Raw genomic sequence first — 21,530 nt, 5'->3', positions numbered from 1 at the left:
AAGCTGGATCAACCATAAAATAGCAATGGATGAAAAGAAGACACGAACCGGTTCTGCGAATTGGGACTAATGCATCATGTTTTGAAAAGCGCTTACATTTTGATCTCATTTACTGTATGATAGAGATATCATGAACAAAGGAAGTGATCCGCATGCTGATGCGTACTACCGAGTTTTATGAAAGCTTGCCCTTGAAATGCTGCGATACTTGCGGAGACGCACTGGAAGAAATGGCCGACTGCTACAGCTGTACGTGCCCTAAATGCCAGGGTGTTACGTTCTACCCGCTCAGCCCTGTTAAACGCTCCATCACAGGATCGGCAGGAACATCAAGCGATTAGTTCACAAACATGAAACATAGTTAACGCCCCTGAGCAGGGGCGTTTTTTGTTATGTCCCGGCTTGAGCCCCGCGAACGGTAAGCGCCTTTCGGGCTTCTATATTCAAACAGTTTGCGGGCTGCAGCTTCATAATTGCTTCCCACGCCGTTTCTACAGATCGTTTACGGCGAAACCGCATAGCACTCGTTCTCATGACGTATAGTGCGGCACGGTTCTCCACCAGCTCCAGCAGTTGATCCCGAAGCATCCGTTCCTTCGCAGCAATGACGGCTAACCCGGCCCTTTCCAGTACGGAGGCATTGTCTTCCTCTTGACCAGGAATGGGCTTATACAGCAGCATCGGCAGTCCAGCTGCTGCTGCCTCCGATGTCGTTAAGCCGCCAGGCTTGGTGACCAGCAAGTCGGCTGACCCCATCCACTCATGAATATTATCGATAAAGCCGGTAATCCGGATGTTGGGCGTGGGGCTCTGCTGCAAATCCTTCTCCAATTGAGTCCGGGCCGCATCATTACTGCCGCAGATGAAGATAAGCTGTATATGCCGCCGCACAACAGACGAACGGATCAGTTCCCTCGTTTCTTCACTAAGCAAGCCGCAGCCGCCCCCCATAACCAAGACAACCGGCAGATCCGGCTTAAGTCCAAGCTTTCGCCTCAACTCAGCTTGGTCCGGGACCTCGGAAAAACATGGGCGAACCGGGATTCCAGTTACACACACGCTTGTTTGTGGGATTCCCCGAAGCCGCAAAGCGGCGGATACATGCTCGGATCCGACCAAATACAAGTCCGTATTTGGGTTTAACCACAGGCTGTGATCGGTATGATCCGTTATTACTGTCACGAGCGGAGTCCCGAGTCCCGTTCTCGACTTCAACAACGACACTGCCGCTGCAGCCAATGGAAAAGTACATACGATGACATCGGGCCGCTTCTCCTCCACTAATGCCGCAAGCCGCCGCAGCCCCATCGTCAGAAAGCATTGAAAAGGGAATGACAGGCCTTCGCTCGACCTGGTCTTTCTGTATAAGTATCCGTAGACAAACGGCGCTTTCTCCACTCCTTGGAGAAACCCGTATCTTATAAACGGATGAAGATGCGGATGAATCTGCTGCAAAAAATCGACCGTTTCCGCCTGAACCCAAGGTACCGCCCCCGTACTGCATGCTTCCGCAAGTGCACGAGCCGCCTGACGATGGCCGTCCCCCAGATCACCTGAAAGCACCAACGCACGGGCCCCTGAGTTCAGATTGTCCTTCACAAACATCTTGAGCCCCCCCATTTGAGGATTTTGTTTCATTCTTTCTCTCTATTTACTATATTAATCAAAAAGCCGTAAGAAATCCTTTATCATCAGCTTAAAATTTTCTTAAGTCGCAAGCAACAGCAAGCTTAACTATGGATCTAAAGACGTAACGGCGCTCCGTATAGCACTGTTGATTCGGATCAGATCAGGAACGGCTTTATTCTCATCGTCTAACTTATACTTTTCCTTCAGACGAAGAATTCGATCGACGCTTTGGTCAAGCTGTTCCACTGTCAGTACCCCGTCACTAACTGCCTGCTGTAAGGCGTAAAATACGCTCACGGCCTCATCAAAGCCGTGGCCTACAAGCAATACATCGCTTCCCGCCTCCACTGACCGGACAGCCGCCTGACCGATATCATAATGCTTGACAATGGCACCCATCGTCAAGTCATCCGTGATGACTACTCCTGTGAAGCCCAGCTCCTTGCGCAGCAATTCCGTAATGACCGGTTTGGAGAAGGTCGCGGGTGCCTCAGGGTCAAGCTTTGGCAGCAAAATATGCGCCACCATCACCGCATCCGCACCGCTGCGGACCGCCTCAGCAAAAGGCTTTAGCTCCAGCGATCTCAGTCGGTCCAGATCATGATTCACCACCGGCAGGCCGATGTGCGAATCGACCGACGTATCCCCGTGGCCCGGAAAATGCTTCACCACCGGGACCACCTGACTCGACTGCAGACCCATCATCATTTGGACACCCATCATCCCTACCCGCTCAGCATTGGAATCATAGGACCTATTTCCGATGACCGGGTTGCCCGGATTGCTGTTGACATCGAGCACTGGCGCGAAATTCATATTCAGTCCGAATGCGGACAAGCCCTCCCCAAGCGCCTGTCCGATATGCAGAGCAAGCTCAGGCTTGCCTGCTTTCCCGACCTTCTCCGCTGAGGGCACTTTCGCAAGCTCCGCCGGCATGCGGGTTACACGGCCCCCCTCCTCATCCACACTTAGCCATAGTGGCGGCGCGCCCCGCTCATGATTCACTGCTTTTAAGGTATTGACCAGCTCCACCAGCTGAAGGCCGTCATTAATATTCCTTTTATAAAAAATAAAGCCGCCCACACGGTACGTATCGATCAAAGCTCTGGCGTTTTCTCCCAATTCGTAGCCGTCCAATCCGACAAGCATCATCTGTCCGATCTTCTCACTCTGCGACATTCGCTCGATCCGCTCTTGAATTGGGTCCTTGACCTCCTTCTGCGGCTCCTCGCTCACGGCGGCAGGGGGTCCGCTCTCTTGCTTGGAGCCTATGCAGCTTGTCAGCCCTGCAAGCAAGAGCGCACACCATACAGTGAGGCAGAGTGCCCTAAAGCTCTTATTCACTGTATAACGCACAGTCCTCCATCGCCTCCTCTTTTGGCTTAAAAATCACCATAAAACTATCATTACCCCAAAAGAGAGGATAGTAAACCAGGAGGGGGTTGCTTCCCTTTAGCGGCCCTAGCACATGGAACCTATGGCGTACACAAAAAAAGGCCGCAGCCCCAAGGATGCGCTCCTTCTTTCAACCCCCGTCCTGGCAACAATCCTCACTAGAGAAGAATGTTACGGCATAAATACCGGTTCGCCAACCGATACGCGCCACGATGCGCCCCGCAGCGCCTGTCGAGGGTCCTAGCGATAATGCCGCGGCGCTCTCGGTATCCCGTAAAAACGCCGCTTGCTCCAAATAGAAAAAATTCGGGTATGTCGCCTCAGGCAGTAAGTAGGCCGACTCCGTGCTGCCGGGCTTCCGATGCCGGTTCAGCTTCGTGATGATGCCCTCTGCATTCTTAATTCCGATTCCATGACCGAAATAGAGGTCGGTTTGCAGCTTGATAGCGTTCTCCCCCTGCCACTCCATCATTTCCGGATCGACATCGGGGTTCTTGAAATACAAGATATCCCCGGGAAAAGAATCCTGCTCTCCATAGGTCGTGATCAGCCTCAGATCGCTGTCATGGCGCCATGAATACAAATATAAATTGGCAAACAGCCGATCGAAGGCACCCGTTCCAATCGTTTCGAGTACCGCTTTATATAAAACAATGATCACCGCCGTTGCGCACTCAAAACCGTACAAATGCCCGTTCACATAAATATCCCTTACGGCATCGGAAGGCCTCACGAAAGGCTTTTGCTGGAATCCGCCGTTCTCGTTTCGGGTCCAATAAGCTTCATTACAGTATGATTTTTTAAACGATCGGAAGGTTACTTCGCTTTTCTGCATGGATACAGACGAATCGACAATCGCCGCTCTCAGCCTGAGCTCGAACCGCAGCGATTCCATGGATTCGTAATGAAATGGTGTCCCGCTTCGGTTCTTTTGCTCAAAGATAATCAACTCAAGCGGAGCCATTCCCAATAAGTCTAAAGGGACGCTCCCCCCTGCCACGATGATCATGTCGCTTTCCTCCCCGGCCCAATCTCGCGAAAACTTCGCTCCATCCATTATATGCCGAGGATCTCCTAATACAGACCGACGTGATCAATCCATCTCGTATATCGAACCGGATTTGCTTGCGAACAGCTCGATATACACCTTCTCGGCGTAAGCATCCGTCATACCGGAGATGTAATCGGCCACAAACCGCGGCCATGGCCACTGACCCCGATGCTGCTCGTAGCTGGCAACCCAATCCGCCGGAATAATGAGCCGGCCGTGATCCGGGATCTTAAAGGTCTCCCACAGGCGCCGGATCATAATCTCGCTGCGCTTTTGCAGCCGCTGTACGCGAAAGTCTTTAATTAGCGTAACCCACGCCAGCTTCTTCAATATTTCCATCGTCCTCAGCAGCTCCAGATCCTGCTGTCCGTCACGCACGAACGTGACTCGCTTCCAATCCTTCTTCGGATCCTCAATGATGCCGACGCGGCCCGCGAACGTACTGACCCAACGGGCCTTCATCTCTCTGCGGGTCCGGGACGCTTCCTTACCGCATTCGGCATAAATCGTTTCCCACTGCTCAAGATACTCGTCCAGCACGCGTCTGACCATCGCGCCGATGTCCACCTGATCCCAGCCGACCTCCAGATTGCCTTGGTCATTGACGATTTCCTGAATGAGATGATCGACGAGCCTGTCATCATCGAAGAAGGTGCGGTTCATTTGAATCTTTCCCGCGCGAATGCCGTCCTCGATGTCATGGGTGGAATACGCGATATCGTCGGACAAGTCCATAAGCTGAGCCTCCAAAGTAGAGCAGCCCTTAGGCATCTCCCACCGGTTTCGAAGCTCCTCGATTCCCCCATCCCATTCCATCGAGTATACGCCCTTATGCCGGCCGTGCTCCTCCAGACTGTACGGGTATTTATTTATGGCTAGCAGCACAGCCGCGGTTAAGTCCAGTCCGCTGTCGCTTCCTGCCCGCTTCTCCAAAAACATAAGGATACGGAAATTTTGCGCATTCCCTTCATAAGCCAACCCGTGCTCCTCCGAGAGCAGCAGGTTCAGCACCTCTTCACCCTTGTGTCCGAACGGCGGATGTCCCAAATCATGTCCAAGCGAAGCGCACTCCACTACCGCCGGATCCAGCATCAGCCCCGGATGCTCTTTCCGAGCCAAGAAGGGGTACTGCTTGCTCATTCGGCGAGCCGTCTCACGCGCAATTTGCGACACCTCCAGAGAATGTGTAAGCCGGGTACGATAGTAGTCGCCCGAGCCTGCACCGAACACCTGCGATTTACCCTGCAAGCGGCGGAAAGCAGGAGACTGGATCAACCTGGCATAATCCCGTTCATACTCGTCCCGTTCCTCGCTGAAAGTGCCGTGCGCCGGTTCATCCAATCGAAGCTTTCGCAGATCCATACCTTTCCCTCCTTGGCATCCTGATTACCGTATATTATCCATTCTGACATCAACCATGTATTGTATTCAGGAAATTGTAGCATATTTTTTTCGCCAAAGGAAAGGGATAAGAGAACGCTGGCGACCGGCCGCTTTCGTTCCGTTTACTGTCTGGATAAAAGATAGACGCCACTCATCGAGCGACGTCCTGTTCACCTGCCATATTCACATGGTCTAAGTCGTGAAACTGTTCTTCTCTGCGGGTAAATAAATTCGAGTCCAGGTATTTGGCAAGATACTGCCCACCGAACATCTCGTCATACTGCAGCTCACGGTACTTCTCCACGTCGTCCGCCACCGAAGGCGGTGGTGTCAAGTGCATCCCTTGACTGGAATCGACCACCAGACCGCGCAGCAAGCCGGGCACCTTCTTCGAAAGCTCGAAGTTATACGCCCAGGACGCCGGCTTCTCCATCTGCAGCCGGTCAAGCACATATGCGTTCAAGAAAGAGTAGCTGAGAATCGGAACATGCTCCTTCGGCAAGTCTCTATTGGACCACATAACGAACGGCACGCTGTGGATCCTAAGCTGTTCTTCGAGCGACCACTGCTCGGAGCTTCCTGTATGCACAAAGCCGGATTGAGCGTACACATCGTAGTCATAGCCGAGCATCGGAAGATGGTCGCCGTAGAAGACAATGACTGTCGGTTCATCCGATTGCTCAAAATGGTCGATCAGCTTCTGCAAGCTGCGATCCGCATAGCGGGCTCCCTGAGCAAACGTTTCAAGCGCGCTTCGCGCTCCTTCAGTCAGGTTTCCTTCCGCTTTAATCTCTGTCTCTCCGTATCGGCCGTCGTCGTACGGCCCGTGGTTCTCCATCGTCACGGCGTATATAAACGTCGGCTCGTCGTTTGCTTCCACCTCGTTGATAATACTACGCGATACCTCATCGTCGGAGATGAAAGGGCCCCGGTACTCGGGATTCTCGAAATCTTCCTTGCTCTTGAAATCGTCAAAGCCCATATGCTTATACACTTGTTCCCTGTTCCAGAACCAGCCGTCGTAAGAATGAATGGCCTTGCTTGTGTAGCCTTGGTTTTTGAAATAGCTGGCCATACTCGGAATCGACTTGCCGATATACTGCTGATAAGGTACCGATCCTGCGGGCAAGAAACTCATCGATTGTCCAGTCAGCACCTCGAATTCCACATTGCTGGTGCCTCCCCCGAACTGAGGAGACAAGAGATAGCCGGACGTCGATTCCTTCTGCAGACGGCGCACCGTCGGGATAGGATCCTCACTGAACTTTACTCCCGGAAGCAATGCTGGATCCCAGAACGCTTCATTCATGATGAAGATCACGTTCGGCTTTTGCTCGTTCGAAGCGGCAGCTTTGGTCGTGCCGACCAGATCATTCAGACCCTCCGCCAAGCTAGCTATGGAGAGTTCGCTATAGCCTGGAGGTTTGGGAACGATCGTATTTTTCACATTCATCGTAAAGGCCAAGGAGATTCCGTTGCTCCCGTAATTTTGCTGTTGGTCCCACACAATTTCATTGGCTCCGGCCTGGGCCATGACCTTCTCAGCCCATGGCGCCCTCACCCCAAAGGAATACAGAGCCAAAACACACATCAGACCCAGCGTCATCCGTACCCAAGGTTTCATTGACAGCCGCGGCAGCCAGATCCTGAGCAGAAAGATGCCAAGCACCAGCCCGAAGACGATCGCAAGGCGAAGCAGTGCCTCTGGGCTTGCGACCATGGGAATAATGTTCATACTCTCTTTCTTCAGGAAAATATCCCATGGAAAAAAAGGCTCCCCAATTAGCTTCTGCTTAAAGAAACTGACCAGTGACATCAACATCAGCAGCAGCGTGCTGAATCCAATCGAAATAATAAGCGATCCAATCAAACAGTAGATGAACAAAAACACGAAAAAGGTAAGCAAAGCATTCACAGCGAATAGCATTGGATTGGCCGTGAGCCAAGTCCAAGTATCTTGCACGGTACCTCTCTGGATGAGTTCCATTCCAAACACAAGCAGGAAAGGGACGATCAGTAAAGTGAATACGATCACTCTTTTTTGTACCGCGCGGGCTTGCGCTGACCGTGATGACTTCGGCTGCCCTCTAGTTGCCAAGGGACGCATCGTTTCTCACACTCCTATCAGCCCGCTTCTTTTTCTCTACAGCGGCATCTCATGGTTTAGTATTAAGCTATTGTAAAGAGGAAACCTTAATTTAATATGAAAAAAACATGAAAGTCATTAACTGGAACCTTGGCCGCATTCAAAAACCCTTGATAACGACAAAAAAAGACTAAAGAGATCATGAATCGATCCCCTTACTCTTTATAACCTCACGAAACCTTCTGTATACTTTTCCGTAATACCCACTAAACCAAGGGAGGTATCCACTATGTTCAAAAATTTACTGAGGAAAATCCTTTACTCGTTCCAAAAGCCGAAGCGCGGCGGATACGGCTATCGAAACAACTCAGACCCATATCATCGTCCTCGCAAATACTCTTCATCGCCATCCCGTTCCGGCTACAGCAATTCTCGATACGGGCATAAGTACTACAAAAACAAACGCCGCTCCAGCTCATAATGCCTGAAGCGCTTGGTTCAAGTCCCGAATACACGATGACGAATCTTCGTACGGCGGCTCGATCTGCAGCAGCCGCCGTAATATATTTCTCGTATGTAAAGACATGGCGAGCTCCTCCTGCCAGTCCTTCTCCGGCTTGCCGGGCTGCTCTTCGTAAGACGAGTACAACAGAAACAGCAGGAAATGACCAGCCGAATACAGATCGCTGGTTACTTCCGGGGTTCTCCACAGTCTGGTTTCTTCATCCAAGGCCGCATCCGCGCCTTCCACATCTCCAATTCGTCTCGCCAAACCAAAATCGATCAATACGGGCTCACCGCTTCGGATGATCACATTCGGTATCCGAAGGTCCAGATGAACGAAGCCCTGTTCATGGACAAAGCTGACGATCTTCATCAAGCGAAGAATCCACCCCAGACTTTCCCTTTCGGAAAATCCGCGATGCTGCTCAAAGATCAAGTCCTCCACCGTATGACCTTCCACCCAATCGATAGCCATACATAAGTGCTTATGTTGGAAAAACGAGCCGCGGCAGCCCGGGATATTCGGATGACGGAGCTGCTCCAGTATATTCATCTCCCGCTCAAGGAGCCGTCTGCTCAGCCTTCCTTTACTCGGCTTCGCCTGCTTCACAACCACTTTATCACCGCAGGCAGTATCCAAGCACAGATAGGTCAACCCATAGCTTCCTTCCCCAAGATAGTGAATAATTTTATACCTATCCGCCAGCAGCAGGCCTTCCTTCCACGGATAATCAATCCAAGCTTGGTACACCTGTTTCACGTAGCCCAGCCCCAGCATGATGTACTCCTTCCACGATTCCGAATGATACCGTTCATACGAAATGCGTCTTCTCTTCCCGGTCTATCCGTTCTTACCCCATCAACGGCACACCATAACCTGCCTTACGAAGGAGCCTTTCTTTATGAAGCACCGGTCTGCGATCGTAAACCCTGCTTGTCCGATCAGATGATCTACTGTCTCCGTAGTGATCAGCACCGCTGTGCCCGCAAGCCTTCGGGCATGCCCAAGCAGGGCAAGCTGCTCCTCCTCCGAGATGCGGGAGCACAGATTATAAGGAAGATCGACAATGGCCGCGTCGTAGCTGCCACTCACGTCGCCAATGCCGCTCAGCCCTACAATATTCGGCATCCCGAAGTGGGCTAGATTCACACGAGCGCCTCTGACGGCAAGCGGGTTGATATCGAACCCAACAATATCGATTCCCATCGATAGGGCCTCAACCAGCACCGTTCCAATGCCGCAGCAAGGGTCAATGGCCTTCCGTCCTTCCGGATGCGGGACCGCAATGTTGGCAACCGCTCTGGCTACGCGGGTGCTAAGCGCGGTGGAGTAATGCTGCGGCTTGTCGTTGTGCTTAAGCCAAACCGCTTCATTCTTGGCATATATCCCGAACAGCCAGCGGCCGCCCGGATTCGCCAGAGCGAACACGACCTCCGGGTTGCGCACATCAGCCCTACCGCGAACCCTTGCGCCTACCTCCCGCTCCACTGCACGCCGCCCGCTGTATTCCAAACGACCGTCGGTTTCGACGAATATGATCTTGAACGTGGCTCCGTTCAGCTCCAGCTCCCCTACCCGCTCCGCAATCTCTTGGGGGCTGTGACCTTCGTAAAGGATGTTTATGCGCACTTTGACGAATGGGCTCCGGCTGACGTTAATGTCTAGCGGACTCTCAAGCCACCCCTCCCGCAGTTCCGTACCAAACAGCGCACTCAGCTCCATCCGGCACAGCGTCCGTTCGTCTTCATGGCATGCATACGTATATAAGTGCTTCGCTATCACCCTGCTTATCATTCCTCAAGCTCCCCAAATCCACAATGGAGTTGTTATTGTCATCGCCCGTAGAATCCTACAGGTTATCCGTTGGAGCTAATTATAGCAGATTCTTAAAAGATTGGCTTCGCTAAGCAATGTGTTCCCCCATAGAAAAAACACCGACCGAAGTCAGTGTTTTGGCTTGCCCGAGCTTATCAAGACTCGATGATTTCATCCAATTCGGAATCTTCCCTATTCGCCGCTTCGATGATGCTGCGATCCAATTCGCTTGGCCCCTGCATGGCCTCGGCCGCTTGTGCCTGGTTATTCAATTGTTCTTCGGTCTGCCCAATGCCGTGTGCACCTTGATGATTTCGGCTTGAAGACATGATGCCTCTCCCCTCCCCTCCGGTTGATTGATTTTACTATTTCCTTCTATTGCATGAACTATGAGAGGTTACTTTCCTTTCCTCTATACATCCGAATGGCCGTATAGTGTACAATGAATGGGAGATTGCTATTGAAAGTAGGAATACCATGACCTCAAGAGAAATGTTATATGTGAGTCTGTTTATTGTGGGCTGGGGACTTTTCGCGATCGTGTTCGCTTATACCGATCTGGAGATTTCAAAAGCGTTAGTAGATCCGCGATCAGGCTGGGCTTATTTTTTCGAAGCGTTCGGTGAGCATCCCGCCCTGTTCTTCGTATTTATAGGAGCAAATGTTTTATGTCAAACGGCCCGAATATATTCACCTGCGATCCGGTTCGTTCTGCGGGGCTTCAGCGTGGCAGCCGCCATCTTGGCGGGTTACCTGATCGCCTATTTGACGGCTCATCGATGGATGGAAATGGAGCTCTCCTTTTTTTCATCCTTGACGATTCTGCTTATTGTCAGTCTGATAGCTGCCGTCATTCAGCTTCTGCTCCGGCAAGTACCGCACCAAATACTGCTGAAGCATCACAAAGCCGTCTGGGTTACCCTGGCGCTCATCGCATGTGAGCTGCTTCTCGTTCATACGCTGAAGCTCTCGTGGGGCCGAATCCGGTTCCGGGATTTACTCCCTGATTATTCGAACTTCATGGCATGGTATGCTCCGCAAGGCGCTGAGGGACACCGGTCGTTCCCCTCGGGGCATGCCGCCAACGGATGGGTTATGCTGTCCCTCCTATTCTTTGTTCCGCTGCATCAAAAGCGTTGGAGGGCTGCCGTGCTGACTTTTGCGATAGCCTGGGGAGTTCTGACCGCCTACAGCCGGATCGTGATCGGGGCTCATTATGCTTCCGACGTCCTCTTTGGAAGCTGTTTAACCCTCAGCCTGTTTTATATTTTGCACCGGTGGTTGTACTCTCCATCACAGCAGAACAAGCCGGCCTAAGGCACGATGTGCCCGGCCGGCTTGCCGCTATCCCCTGTTCACATTCTGTTTCATGGACACCGTGCGCATGGCATACGGTGACGACAAGTGTCCGACTTCATCGCTGATGGCTTTCATTTTGGCATCCAGCTGCACTGTCATATTAGCGGCTTCATATAATTCACGCTTCAGCCTCTCGGGAATATCCTTGTTATACTTATAAAATATTTTATGTTCCAGGCTGGCCCAAAAATCCATCCCCAATGTGCGAAGCTGAATCTCCGCAAGCACGCGCTCGGTCCCCTTCGACAGCAGAATGGGAACCTCGACGATCAGATGCAGGCTTTGATATCCGTTGGGCTTGGGACTTTTTATATAATCCTTGCATTCTATAATCTTGATATCATGGCGAGATCGGAGGATCTCATAAAGATCATAAATATCGCTCACAAAGGAACAGATAATGCGAACCCCTACGATATCGGATAAATGCTGCTTGGCCGAGGCGAATTCAATCGGCAGTCCTTTGCGCTGCAGCTTGCTTATGACGCTCTCCGGCGACTTCAATCTTGTCTTGATATGTTCGATGGGATTATAATCATAAACGTGCATGGCCTCTTCATTAATGTGCTCGATCGTCGTGCTTAAATAATCTAGTGCAAATTTATAGGGTAAGAACAATTCTTTGAATTGGTTTATCAGCTTTAATCTTTGTTCCATTACGGTGTCCCCCGTCAGCATTTAAAGTTTCGAGTCGATTCTTTCCGGTTACAGTATAGCATAGTTTGTTAAGGCAGAATAAACTTCAAATGGGAGAGTATCTTGAACGTACATTACTTGTTGGAGGGGTTGCTGTGGCCTTCGGCGCTCGAGTCTTAAAAACGGGTATCGCCGTTACCCTATCTTTATTTCTTAGCGGTCTGTTTGAAATTACACCTTCGGTCATTGCCGCAGTAGCGGCTATTTTTGCCATGCAGCCCTCTATCTATCGGTCATGGCGCCACTTATTGGAGCAGCTCCAGACCAATACGCTCGGAGCGGCACTAGCCCTAATGGCAGGGATGTTCTTCTCCAGCGAGCCGATTGCTATCGGACTCGTCTGCATCCTGGTCATCATGATTTGCTTAAAAATGAAAATGGAAGAAACCATCGGGCTGACCCTGGTCACCGTCGTCGCAGTCATGGAGGCTTCAGGACAGTGGAACTTCGCTCTCAACCGGTTCTTGCTTATCTTAATCGGAATCGGCTCGGCTTCATTGATCAATATCATGTTTTTTCCGCCCAAGCCCAAAGAGCAGTTCCTGAATCAAATTCAATCTGTATTTACGAAAATGTCGCTTCTTCTGCGAACCGCCATCTCCGATGAGATCAAGGAGAATGTGTTCCGCGATGAGAAACAAGAGCTGGAAAAAGCCATGAAATCGTTATCGGACAAGTATCAGCTGTTTGAGGAAGAGCTGAAGAAACTGCGGCGCGCAAAATACAGTCAGACTCGCAATCTGGTTATTTACAAACAGATGCTGTATACCCTACATAAAGGTATGGAAGTATTGAATGCCGTAGAAGTGCACTATTTTCCAGCTACCCGCACGGCGGAGACCGACCAAGCCTTCGATCAGCATATGGAACGTCTGACTAAATATCATGAGCACGTGCTGCTGAAGTTCGACGATAAGCTGAAGCCCGAAAGCTCTGAGGGCTGCCTGTTCGAGGAAGAAAACGATAGCTTTATGAATGTGCTGTTGGAGCGCTACGTGGAGCATTGGGAAGGTAAGCTGCGATTGTTCGTTGTGGCAGGAGCTATGTACGATTATGGCTATCAGACGGGAAGGCTGAATAAGCTGGTAGAGCAGTATAACCGGGGGACGGACGATAAGGAGCCTTTGGAGGCATTAACCGGCTGGATCAAAAGGTAGCACTACAAGCTTTGCCCTGATCGTTCAAAAAAGACACCCTGTCATCAGGGTGTCTTTTCATGTGTTACCAGCTTAATTAAAACCTTTGGCCGCCAATCGTTCGCTGATTCGTTTCAATTTCACGTGATATCCCAGCAAATCCTGCCTGGCTCTCTCCGCATCGCTTCGGCTTGGCTGCAGTTGATCGATCCCCCACACTTGGATCAAATGATCGAACACTTGATTGAAGTAAGCTACGGGGCCATAACCCGCGTCCTGGGCAATCGTATCCATCCGGTCCTTAAATAAGGGCATATGCTTGCCCGGCATGGCAAAGCTGGTCATCGCCTTATGGATATAATACACAAAGTTATGGTCTACGCCCAAATAGGCTTTCACCACATCGCGATAAAAAGCAAAATGAAGTGTCTCATCCTTAGCTATCCTTCGGAGAAGCCTAGCCAAATCCTTATCGTAAGGGCTTGCCGCCTTGGCCACATTATAATAAAAGACCATCGTTGCGAGCTCTTGAACCGCCGTATAGACCATGGTTTCCATAGCCGTATCAAAATCAGGCACGAAACCGCCTTCAACAACCATTTTGCGCAAACGGTGCAGTTCGTTCGGATCTGCGTTTCTTGTAATGATCAAATAGGTTTCTAATAAGGATGAGTGCTGGTCTTCCTCCGAAACCCAAGTGTGTACAAAATCCTGCAGTACCTGTAAAGAGCCCCTAAATGTAACCGCCAGATGGTGGTAGAAAAAAGGCAGATTTACTTCTGTCAAAAGCGAGGTCTCCACTGCTGTGTAGATGGGGTCTGGCAGCTTCCTTTGCTCAATGGACCACGGCAGCTCTTTGAAGCTGCGGCCTTGCTCCCAGGGAATATATTCGTGATAGCTCCAATCGATAGACGCTGCACGCTCTCGATGCTGCTTGTATAAGTCCAACAAATAAGGTTCTAATTTTGGATCGAACACATTCAGTGTATAGTTTTCTGCTGGCATAATAACCTCCTATGCATCCGTAAATGGACGTGCAATTGCTTATAAAGTCATTGTCAACGATGTCCTACCCTCTATTATCATCACTTTTTTTATGATATAATAAATATTCGTATATAAAATGACTTTATATCTCATATTATAATAAAGGAAACGAGGACCATCCTGCAACCTCACTTGTGAAATATGTGTAAACGAATTCCCTTCATAGAGAACTGTCCTGCAGGGCAGTTCTTTTCAGTTCAAGCCCGAAAAACTAAGGAGGAACGATCATGTATTTTTCCAAACGGGGCTCTGAGCCTCCACAACAGGATGAAACGGCGGTTTGGACCTGCAGCAAAGAAGATTGCAGTTGTTGGATGAGAGATGATTTCTCCTTCGAGGAGCAGCCCGCTTGCCCAATTTGCGCTTCCTCTATGGTTCGCGATACCAGGATGCTTCCGGTCCTCGTCAATACCTATAAAAAGTAAGAATAAAAAACAGCTCCCAGGAGAACAACCTGGAAGCTGTTTTTTTCTGGGTACACTTAACTTTCCTATCCTTTTTCCAGCCGTTTAATGAATTCCTCCGCCGCGCTGTACCCCTGTTGACGGAGGTACCAGTTATTGGCTGCCGCCTCCACCAGTCCCGCCACATCTCTTCCGGGCTGAAGTTGAATTTCAATATGCGGAATTTTAATGTCCATATACTCGGTAAATTTCGGCTCCAGCTCCAGCTCATTATTCAAAGCATGCTCCTGCCATTTGGTTAGTTCGATATCAAGAACAATACGAGTTTCATCCTGAAACGCTTTCCTGCCGTAAAGACGTGAAACATTGATCAGTCCGATGCTCCGAAGCGCTAGAAGCTCTCTCGTTTTGCCATCATGGGTTCCCAGTATGGTCTCTGGACCGATTTTTTGCAAAACCACGATGTCATCGGCCACCAGCCGGTGCCCGCGTCGAATCAGCGTATGAGCGGTCTCGCTTTTGCCGACGCCGGATTTACCGCGAAGCAAAACCCCAATGCCGGATACATTGACACAAACCCCATGCACAGCGATTTGCGGGGCCATGGCTTTGGCCAAATAAGTGTCCACCAGCTCCAGAAATTTGAAGGTGGGTTCATGCGTTCGCAGCAGAGGGATTCCCTCTTCCTCACAATATTTCAGCAAATACTTCAGCCCTTCCTGATTGCGGGTGACCACAAAGCAAGGCGGATGGTATTTCACGATGTTTCCGATGCGATGGTTTCGTTCTTCTTCACTCAGCGTATGTAAATAATTGATTTCTTTTCTACCCAGTACCTGCACGTGGGCATGAGAAAAGAATTCGAAGTATCCAACAAATTCAAGTCCCGGACGGTATGCCCGCGGTTTGGGTATCGTCCGATGCATGTGTGACTCCCCAGCAAGAACTTCTAATGAGAAGCGATCCACCAAATCTTTTACTGTTACAGACTTCATCCTTGAATCTCTCCTCTCAACCCCTACTTCTACTTTACCCGGTTAGCAGCTGAACTCTTCGATATTTGAGGCTATGCCATATTAATTCTACATGATGACTCGTTTCCCTTCTGATAACAGCTGCCAATGAAGGTATAGAAGTGACGGATTTGGTAAACATAACTTGGACTAAATTACGGGAGACCGGTTATGGATTTATTCAAGGAAAAAACGATTTTATGACCCGCAGGTGGTACTCTCATCGGACTTCTATCGGAGCCTGCAAACGCTATAGTCTAAAATTTATCGGGCATATCAATACCAGGCGACCAGAGCCGTTACAGGAGTGGAACCGCGTCAAAGATCGCTGGGAGGAGATCTTTGACGTGGTTAAGGTTCAATTTGACACTGATGAAGGAAGAGTGAAAGGGGACCTTCTTGAAAAGTAATTACATCATGAAAACACGCGATCGTCAGCGCTCTCTTCTGCCTGCTTTCGGTGCTTGATGCTCCGCTTCTATGCGGACGGTGTTCAAATAGAGCATCCTGGTTAGCACAATATCTAATATTTCGGTTTGGTCGGCAGTGAAAACATCCGAAATCAAATTATTCTCCAAATAGAGCGCCCCCCTAAAATTTCCAGGATAATGGATAGGCATGCACAGTATGGACTTCGGTTGTTTTCTTTCCACATATGGGTCAGCCGTAAACAAACCATACGACGATTCGCCGAGAACCACGGATTCTTGTGTTCGGATCACATATTGAACAACGGCTTTGGAATAATGACGCCCCTTGTCAAAGTCCGTAACAACATGGGCTCGTCCCTCCCTGTCCAATTTCTTATCCAGCTCCGCCTCCACGATCATTTCCCCGTTGATTTCCTGAACAATATATCCTCTTTCAGCACCCGCATGAACGATAGCTAAATTCAAAAATTGTTCCAGAATGCTGATCTTTGCATTCGGAGCAATATTTCTTGCTTGAAGAATCGTGTTTAAATCGAAATTTCGATTCATGATGGAGGTATCGCTTAATTCATTGGTTTCGATGAGCTCCTTCAAAGAAGGAGCTGCGGCACTTCCCGCGGGGATGACTTGCTCAGCGGGTTCATCCTCCAGGTATGCTCCCGGCACTAAATCAGGATACGCTTCACATAAAGCCTTAACCTTCTCTGTGGCACCCCATAGACGGTATTTCTGGGCAGCATCCATCATGTAGGCTTTAGCAAGCGTAGGATTGCCCGCCGCCAAATAATACGCAGCCGTGAGCTCATTGCCCAGCGCTTCATATTGAATCAGGCTTTCCTCCTTGGCAGAGGCTATCGCAAGGTTGTACTGATTAAGCGCCTTAGGCTCATTTCCTTTTAAGCGCTGCATTTCCGCATCCATCAAATAATATTTGTGCAATGCGCTTTGGGGGCAGCTGCGGGCCCATCGTTTCATCTCACGAAGCTGCTTTGTAAGCAGCTTTAAATAAATACGTTTATCTTTTAATGAAGCAGAAGGATACTTAGCTACGATACTCAGGTAATGATAGAGCCTGTGTTTATGAACCATGACGGGAGAATACGTTCGTTCACTCTTGGTCTCCGTTTCCTTGGCCCATGCCAGCGCTTCCTCGTAATAGCCAAATAAATAGCAAACCTCAATCTTGCAAGCATAGTAATAAAAATACTGCTTTTTTTGGGTTACGCTTTCCGTTTCCTTAAATAACGACGTTTCATCGAAGTTTTCGTTGCTAAAGCTCGCTCGATGCAGGGTTAACCCCCGCAGCGCCGCGATATACTGGGCTACGATTTGAAGATGCCTCATGATCATGGAATCCAGAAACCGAGATGCCGCCTCAAAATATTCGTTACATAATACATCTAATTGATTCAAATCTCCAGTAGAGTTATTAGCTAGAAGTGCCATGGAGAACCCGACATAATTCATATCACCGGACTGTAAGCCGAATTGGCTGGACTTCTGAAAATGGGCGACAGAATCATTCGGGTGTTGATATTGTAAAATCAGACCGAAAATAAAATGAATTCTGCCTTTCATCTTAGGGTTATCATAGTTTTCGGCAAGCTGAAGCGCAATCTGCGCCAACCGGAAGCCCGTTCGATATCTCCCGAATCCAAGACAGAGCACGGTAGCATAAGAGCCGAGGATAAAAGGGAACGCTTGTGTTTTGCCGTATTTTAATCCATGCATGACATAAGTTGCAAACAACATGACGGACAACTCTGGATCTTCAATCACTGCTGACGCTGCTACAGCCATGGTGATGTCAGCTAATACTTGCTCATAGGGGTCCCTGCTTTCATGTAAGTGAGGCAGTTGGTCCAATGTCTTGTTCAATATAAAATTCGATTGCACGACCTTCCAAAGCATAGTGGGCTTGGTCACTCGGGTTGGAATATGCAGTCCAAGCTCCCTCATCGCTTTCAAGCCCACCGATAAGGCTTTTTTATTCTTCAGGTACGCATACATTTCGACTTGAATCAGAGCTATTCTAGCCCGATCCAAAGGATCGTCTGCCCGTTCAAAAAGCTCGGCAATCGTCGCATCCGCCTGTTCCAAATACCCGCAAAAGTATTCGCATTCCGGTCTTTCAATCAACAGCCGGAAAAATAAGGCATCGTCGGATAAAACAGATTCTCTTTGAATAAGTTCAATGCCCATATTGAAATAACCTAGCGCTGAAGCAAAGGCGATGGAGGCTTTGGCCTTGATGCCGGCCTGAAGGTTGAGCTTCGCAAGATCAACTTGTTCCGCCGGATCGCGGATGAGTCCGCTCCCCTTATTTAGATGATACACGAGTTCGAAAATTCGCTCCGCTTTCTGCTCTGTGCTCCAGTTTTCCAACAACGTGCGGCCGATATGCAAATGGAGTTGTTTTTGCTGCTCCTCAGGCATCAGGTTATACACAGCCTCATGTACCTTATCGTGCAGAAATGTATACGTTTCGACAGGTTCTTCCCATGCTTGATTATCCGTTTCTTGCCCGGATGGACCGGGATCCTTGCACGCCAAGAGCAATCCTTCCCTTAATGCCGGCAATACATTACCTGCTATCTGTGCAGTTTTTTGAGCAGTCACGATAGATAGCGTTTTCAAATCAAATGTATTCCCTATCGTTCCCGCCACATTCAACACATAGAGCGTGTCTTCCGGCAGTTTATTGAGCCTCTCCAAGATCAGCCCAATGACATCATTCCTCACTTCCCGTCCCTTAATCTGATCGAGATCCCATTCCCATTCCCCTGTTTCCATATGGAAACGAAGAAGCTTTTCGCTATGAATCGAATGGAGATATTGCTTTATATAAAATGGGTTTCCACCCGTTTTTTGAAAAATAATTTCCGCCAGAGCTTTTACCCTTTCCCGGCTTTCCTGCAAGCTATCGGCCAAAATTTGGGCAATACTGGATAAGTGCAGCGGTTCAAGATGCAGCGTTTGAATATCGGAATGAATTTCCTTTTGAAACTTGGATATCGCTTCCTCTATTGGAGGACCTTCTTCCCAAGCGTTGAGCCGACCAGCTCCAATAATGGCCATATAATGGTTAGTCGGGTCTGCCGCCAGCAGTTTAATGAAATCGAGCGACGCTTGATCCGCCCACTGAACGTCGTCAAAGAAAAGCACCAACGGACGTTCCTTATCCACGAATACTTTGATAAACCTCATAAAGAGAAATTTAAACCGGTTAATCGCATCCGCGGACGGCAAGGCCTCTAACGGTTTTTGTTCGCCTAGCAGGAAAGCTGCTTCAGGAATAACCTCTGTAATGACCCTTCCACTTCGACCCAGCGTCTCTATCAGCTTCATTCTCCATATGGAGATCCGTCTCGGATCTTCACTTAACACGTGCCGCACCAATTCACGTAACACTTGAATAATTGGAGTATATGGAATCTCTTTTTTCATCTGATCGAATTTGCCCGATATGAAATAGCCCTTATGATGGACAATTCTAGATTGAAATTCCTTGATAAGTGCCGTTTTTCCGCTGCCGGATCGACCGCTGATATAAAACAATTCCTTAGAACCGTTGGAGGTCCTCTCAAACATGGCAAGAAGCACCCTCAGCTCCTTCTCCCTTTCGTACAAAGCCGGCGGCAGTTGAAACCGACTTTTCTTGTCCCATTCTCCTAGCGTGAAAAGACCAATGGCTTCAGACTCTTCCCATTCCTTACTGCATCGTTCTAGATCAAATTGGAGACTATATGCGCTCTGATAACGCTCCTCCGCATTCTTGGAAAGTAATTTCATCACCAATTCACACACTGCCCGCGGAATTTCAGGACGCAGTTCCCACAGCGGCTTAGGGCGAACGGCTAAATGAAAATATACCCATTCATTATTGTTCTCAGCTTCAAAAGGGAGATGTCCTGCGAGCATCTCATAGAAAGTGATACCTAATCTATACAACCCGCTCCGGTGATCGACGTTACGACCGATCCTTCCCGTCTGCTCTGGCGACATATAAGCATCTGAGCTTGTTGAACTCAAATCGATGAAATCCAGCTGGCCGCTTTCAGGATCATAAGATATATTGTCAGGACTTACGTTGAGTTGATTGATCCCTTGTTGATGGAGTTCACCTATCAGCGTAGTCAACCTTATGGCTGCTTTTAAAAAAAACCGAGTATCGATTTCGTTTAATGTTAGGTAGTGTCTCAGTTGCATATTAGTCATAGCAGCAGATCCCCCAAAACAAAATCATTTCTACCCATATCATACTCTTAAATAACATAAATTGAAATTAATATTTCATCGTATTACTTATTATTTATTTAAGTTAACACTTGATCCAAAAATAGGTTCAGCTGCAAAAGAAAAAAGCAGTCATCACAGAGCGTTTTCTGCGATCACTGCTTTACATAGTTGTAGATTTTAGCATCCTCACTAGACTATATCTTAACTAGTGTTCTGCCTTGAGACTGGCCTTTGAGGATGCTCTGAACGACGTCAGGAATTTGCTCCAAAGCGATTTCCGTGTACATGCTGTCTAACATAACAGGCTTTAATTCCGAGGCCAACCGGCCCCATATCCGGACCCGCTTTTCCATAGAAGCCATGACAGAATCGATTCCTACCAGTCGTATTCCGCGGAGAATAAAGGGAAACACGGTCGTAGCCAGTTCTGTGCCTCCCGTTAAGCCGCTGACGGCTACCGCCCCGCCATAACGTGTGCTGCTTAGAATATACGATAGCGATTTCCCGCCAACACAATCGATGGCGCCAGCCCATAGTTGTTTGTCCAAAGACCTGATCTTCTCAGGGACAAGCTCTTCCCGGGAAATAACCCGCGCGGCTCCCAATTTCATCAAATGTTCCTTCTGATCGGCTTTCCCTGTACTGGCCACGACTTCGTAACCCAATTTGGCAAGCATAGCCACAGCCATACTTCCCACTCCTCCTGTAGCTCCTGTCACCAGAATCGGCCCTTGATCAGCGGACACATTACCGTCTTGTAATTCCTGCACCGATAAAGCCGCCGTAAATCCTGCGGTCCCGAATATCATCGCTTCTTTTGCAGAAAGACCCTGCGGTAATTTGACCGCCCACTTGGAGGAGACTCTGGCATATTCGCTAAAACCGCCAAAATGGCTCACGCCAAGCTCATATCCCGTGATCAATACCTCGTCTCCCTCTTGAAACTGATCATCTGTGCTGGCCTTAACAATCCCGGCAAGGTCGATACCGGGAATAAAGGGGTAGCTTTTAATAACGTTTCCATTCGGAATGCAGGCCAATGCATCCTTATAGTTTACACTGGAGTAGACGACTTGAATCAATAGTTCGCCTGACGGCAAATCCTCAAAAGTCAGTTCACGTATGCCGCTTATTACATCGTTGCCCGATTGATCCACAACCAATGCCTTGAACGCTTTAATAGTAATCACTCCTTAGACGACGAATGTACCTTTATTATAATCCTATCGCCTTAAGAGAAAAACTAAACTTTTAGCCTATTGAAGGCAGGGAGTAACGGTTAAAGAGCAGACCCTATGCAGAAAGGAGCCCTGCCACATCGGCCAGGCTCCTTTCCTATGA

At 49.1% G+C, this 21,530-nt stretch carries 17 protein-coding genes; 4 read left to right on the top strand and 13 right to left on the bottom strand.

Going from position 1 to position 21,530, the window contains the following annotated elements; all coding sequences use genetic code 11:
* Positions 1-152: 152 nt before the first annotated feature.
* Positions 153-341 (top strand): protein YhfH, encoded by a 189-nt coding sequence (gene yhfH / locus JOE45_RS23885; RefSeq protein ID WP_210023048.1) that lies wholly within the window; start codon positions 153-155, stop codon positions 339-341.
* A 49-nt stretch (positions 342-390) separates the two neighbouring features.
* On the opposite strand, the gene JOE45_RS17740 is transcribed toward yhfH, so the two are convergent.
* From JOE45_RS17740 to JOE45_RS17705, 8 genes are all read right to left on the bottom strand, one after another.
* Positions 391-1,605, bottom strand: coding sequence for an MGDG synthase family glycosyltransferase (locus tag JOE45_RS17740; protein ID WP_210023049.1), 1,215 nt, complete (start codon positions 1,603-1,605; stop codon positions 391-393).
* Between the two features lie 129 nt (positions 1,606-1,734).
* On the bottom strand, positions 1,735-2,985 hold the full coding sequence (nagZ, locus tag JOE45_RS17735) for a beta-N-acetylhexosaminidase (protein ID WP_210023050.1): 1,251 nt from the start codon (positions 2,983-2,985) through the stop codon (positions 1,735-1,737).
* 169 nt (positions 2,986-3,154) lie between these two features.
* Positions 3,155-4,033 (bottom strand): protein-glutamine gamma-glutamyltransferase, encoded by an 879-nt coding sequence (locus JOE45_RS17730; protein ID WP_210023051.1) that lies wholly within the window; start codon positions 4,031-4,033, stop codon positions 3,155-3,157.
* 84 nt (positions 4,034-4,117) lie between these two features.
* Positions 4,118-5,437, bottom strand: coding sequence for a deoxyguanosinetriphosphate triphosphohydrolase family protein (locus JOE45_RS17725; RefSeq protein ID WP_210023052.1), 1,320 nt, complete (start codon positions 5,435-5,437; stop codon positions 4,118-4,120).
* A 172-nt stretch (positions 5,438-5,609) separates the two neighbouring features.
* On the bottom strand, positions 5,610-7,565 hold the full coding sequence (locus JOE45_RS17720) for an LTA synthase family protein (protein WP_210023053.1): 1,956 nt from the start codon (positions 7,563-7,565) through the stop codon (positions 5,610-5,612).
* A 454-nt stretch (positions 7,566-8,019) separates the two neighbouring features.
* Positions 8,020-8,826, bottom strand: a complete 807-nt coding sequence (locus JOE45_RS17715; RefSeq protein WP_210023054.1) for a serine/threonine protein kinase — start codon at positions 8,824-8,826, stop codon at positions 8,020-8,022.
* Positions 8,827-8,907: 81 nt separating this feature from the next.
* A complete protein-coding gene (locus JOE45_RS17710) occupies positions 8,908-9,843 on the bottom strand; it encodes a TRM11 family SAM-dependent methyltransferase (RefSeq protein ID WP_210023055.1) in 936 nt (311 codons plus the stop codon).
* Between the two features lie 176 nt (positions 9,844-10,019).
* Entirely contained in the window at positions 10,020-10,193 is a 174-nt protein-coding gene (locus JOE45_RS17705) for a hypothetical protein (protein ID WP_210023056.1), read from the bottom strand.
* Between the two features lie 172 nt (positions 10,194-10,365).
* On the opposite strand from JOE45_RS17705, the gene JOE45_RS17700 reads away from it, so the two are divergent.
* The gene (locus JOE45_RS17700) at positions 10,366-11,181 is read left to right on the top strand and encodes a phosphatase PAP2 family protein (protein WP_210023057.1); all 816 of its coding nucleotides are present in this window, start codon (positions 10,366-10,368) and stop codon (positions 11,179-11,181) included.
* Positions 11,182-11,208: 27 nt separating this feature from the next.
* On the opposite strand, the gene JOE45_RS17695 is transcribed toward JOE45_RS17700, so the two are convergent.
* Positions 11,209-11,880: a GTP pyrophosphokinase gene (locus JOE45_RS17695; RefSeq protein WP_210023058.1), complete on the bottom strand. Its 672-nt coding sequence runs from the start codon at positions 11,878-11,880 to the stop codon at positions 11,209-11,211.
* A gap of 134 nt (positions 11,881-12,014) precedes the next feature.
* On the opposite strand from JOE45_RS17695, the gene JOE45_RS17690 reads away from it, so the two are divergent.
* Positions 12,015-13,076 carry an FUSC family protein gene (locus JOE45_RS17690; RefSeq protein ID WP_210023059.1) on the top strand — a complete coding sequence of 354 codons (1,062 nt, stop codon included), beginning with the start codon at positions 12,015-12,017 and terminating at the stop codon, positions 13,074-13,076.
* A 72-nt stretch (positions 13,077-13,148) separates the two neighbouring features.
* Here the strand turns inward: JOE45_RS17690 and JOE45_RS17685 are convergent, their stop codons facing one another.
* Complete coding sequence (locus JOE45_RS17685) at positions 13,149-14,060, bottom strand: acyl-ACP desaturase (RefSeq protein ID WP_210023060.1); 912 nt, start codon at positions 14,058-14,060, stop codon at positions 13,149-13,151.
* A gap of 269 nt (positions 14,061-14,329) precedes the next feature.
* Here JOE45_RS17685 and JOE45_RS17680 point away from each other — a divergent pair, with 269 nt between their 5' ends.
* Positions 14,330-14,527, top strand: coding sequence for a cold-shock protein (locus JOE45_RS17680; protein ID WP_210023061.1), 198 nt, complete (start codon positions 14,330-14,332; stop codon positions 14,525-14,527).
* A gap of 65 nt (positions 14,528-14,592) precedes the next feature.
* Here JOE45_RS17680 and hprK read toward each other — a convergent pair whose 3' ends face one another.
* From hprK to JOE45_RS17665, 3 genes are all read right to left on the bottom strand, one after another.
* On the bottom strand, positions 14,593-15,501 hold the full coding sequence (gene hprK, locus JOE45_RS17675; protein WP_210023062.1) for an HPr(Ser) kinase/phosphatase: 909 nt from the start codon (positions 15,499-15,501) through the stop codon (positions 14,593-14,595).
* 452 nt (positions 15,502-15,953) lie between these two features.
* Positions 15,954-20,168: an AAA family ATPase gene (locus JOE45_RS17670; RefSeq protein WP_210023063.1), complete on the bottom strand. Its 4,215-nt coding sequence runs from the start codon at positions 20,166-20,168 to the stop codon at positions 15,954-15,956.
* Between the two features lie 215 nt (positions 20,169-20,383).
* Positions 20,384-21,370 carry an oxidoreductase gene (locus tag JOE45_RS17665; protein ID WP_210023594.1) on the bottom strand — a complete coding sequence of 329 codons (987 nt, stop codon included), beginning with the start codon at positions 21,368-21,370 and terminating at the stop codon, positions 20,384-20,386.
* Positions 21,371-21,530 lie beyond the last annotated feature (160 nt).

The organism is Paenibacillus sp. PvR098, from assembly GCF_017833255.1.
GTDB lineage: Bacteria > Bacillota > Bacilli > Paenibacillales > NBRC-103111 > Paenibacillus_G.
Note: the sequence above shows the minus strand (reverse complement) of the source record. Positions and strands in the feature narration are given on the sequence as shown.

What these genes read in the sequence shown, in the direction of transcription:
- yhfH (WP_210023048.1), top strand. Translation starts at nt 153, where the DNA reads ATGCTGATGCGTACTACCGAGTTTTATGAAAGCTTGCCCTTGAAATGC.
- JOE45_RS17740 (WP_210023049.1), bottom strand. Translation starts at nt 1,605, where the DNA reads ATGTTTGTGAAGGACAATCTGAACTCAGGGGCCCGTGCGTTGGTGCTT.
- JOE45_RS17730 (WP_210023051.1), bottom strand. Translation starts at nt 4,033, where the DNA reads ATGATCATCGTGGCAGGGGGGAGCGTCCCTTTAGACTTATTGGGAATG.
- JOE45_RS17725 (WP_210023052.1), bottom strand. Translation starts at nt 5,437, where the DNA reads ATGGATCTGCGAAAGCTTCGATTGGATGAACCGGCGCACGGCACTTTC.
- JOE45_RS17720 (WP_210023053.1), bottom strand. Translation starts at nt 7,565, where the DNA reads ATGCGTCCCTTGGCAACTAGAGGGCAGCCGAAGTCATCACGGTCAGCG.
- JOE45_RS17715 (WP_210023054.1), bottom strand. Translation starts at nt 8,826, where the DNA reads ATGCTGGGGCTGGGCTACGTGAAACAGGTGTACCAAGCTTGGATTGAT.
- JOE45_RS17710 (WP_210023055.1), bottom strand. Translation starts at nt 9,843, where the DNA reads ATGATAAGCAGGGTGATAGCGAAGCACTTATATACGTATGCATGCCAT.
- JOE45_RS17705 (WP_210023056.1), bottom strand. Translation starts at nt 10,193, where the DNA reads ATGTCTTCAAGCCGAAATCATCAAGGTGCACACGGCATTGGGCAGACC.
- JOE45_RS17695 (WP_210023058.1), bottom strand. Translation starts at nt 11,880, where the DNA reads ATGGAACAAAGATTAAAGCTGATAAACCAATTCAAAGAATTGTTCTTA.
- JOE45_RS17685 (WP_210023060.1), bottom strand. Translation starts at nt 14,060, where the DNA reads ATGCCAGCAGAAAACTATACACTGAATGTGTTCGATCCAAAATTAGAA.
- JOE45_RS17680 (WP_210023061.1), top strand. Translation starts at nt 14,330, where the DNA reads ATGTATTTTTCCAAACGGGGCTCTGAGCCTCCACAACAGGATGAAACG.
- hprK (WP_210023062.1), bottom strand. Translation starts at nt 15,501, where the DNA reads ATGAAGTCTGTAACAGTAAAAGATTTGGTGGATCGCTTCTCATTAGAA.
- JOE45_RS17670 (WP_210023063.1), bottom strand. Translation starts at nt 20,168, where the DNA reads ATGACTAATATGCAACTGAGACACTACCTAACATTAAACGAAATCGAT.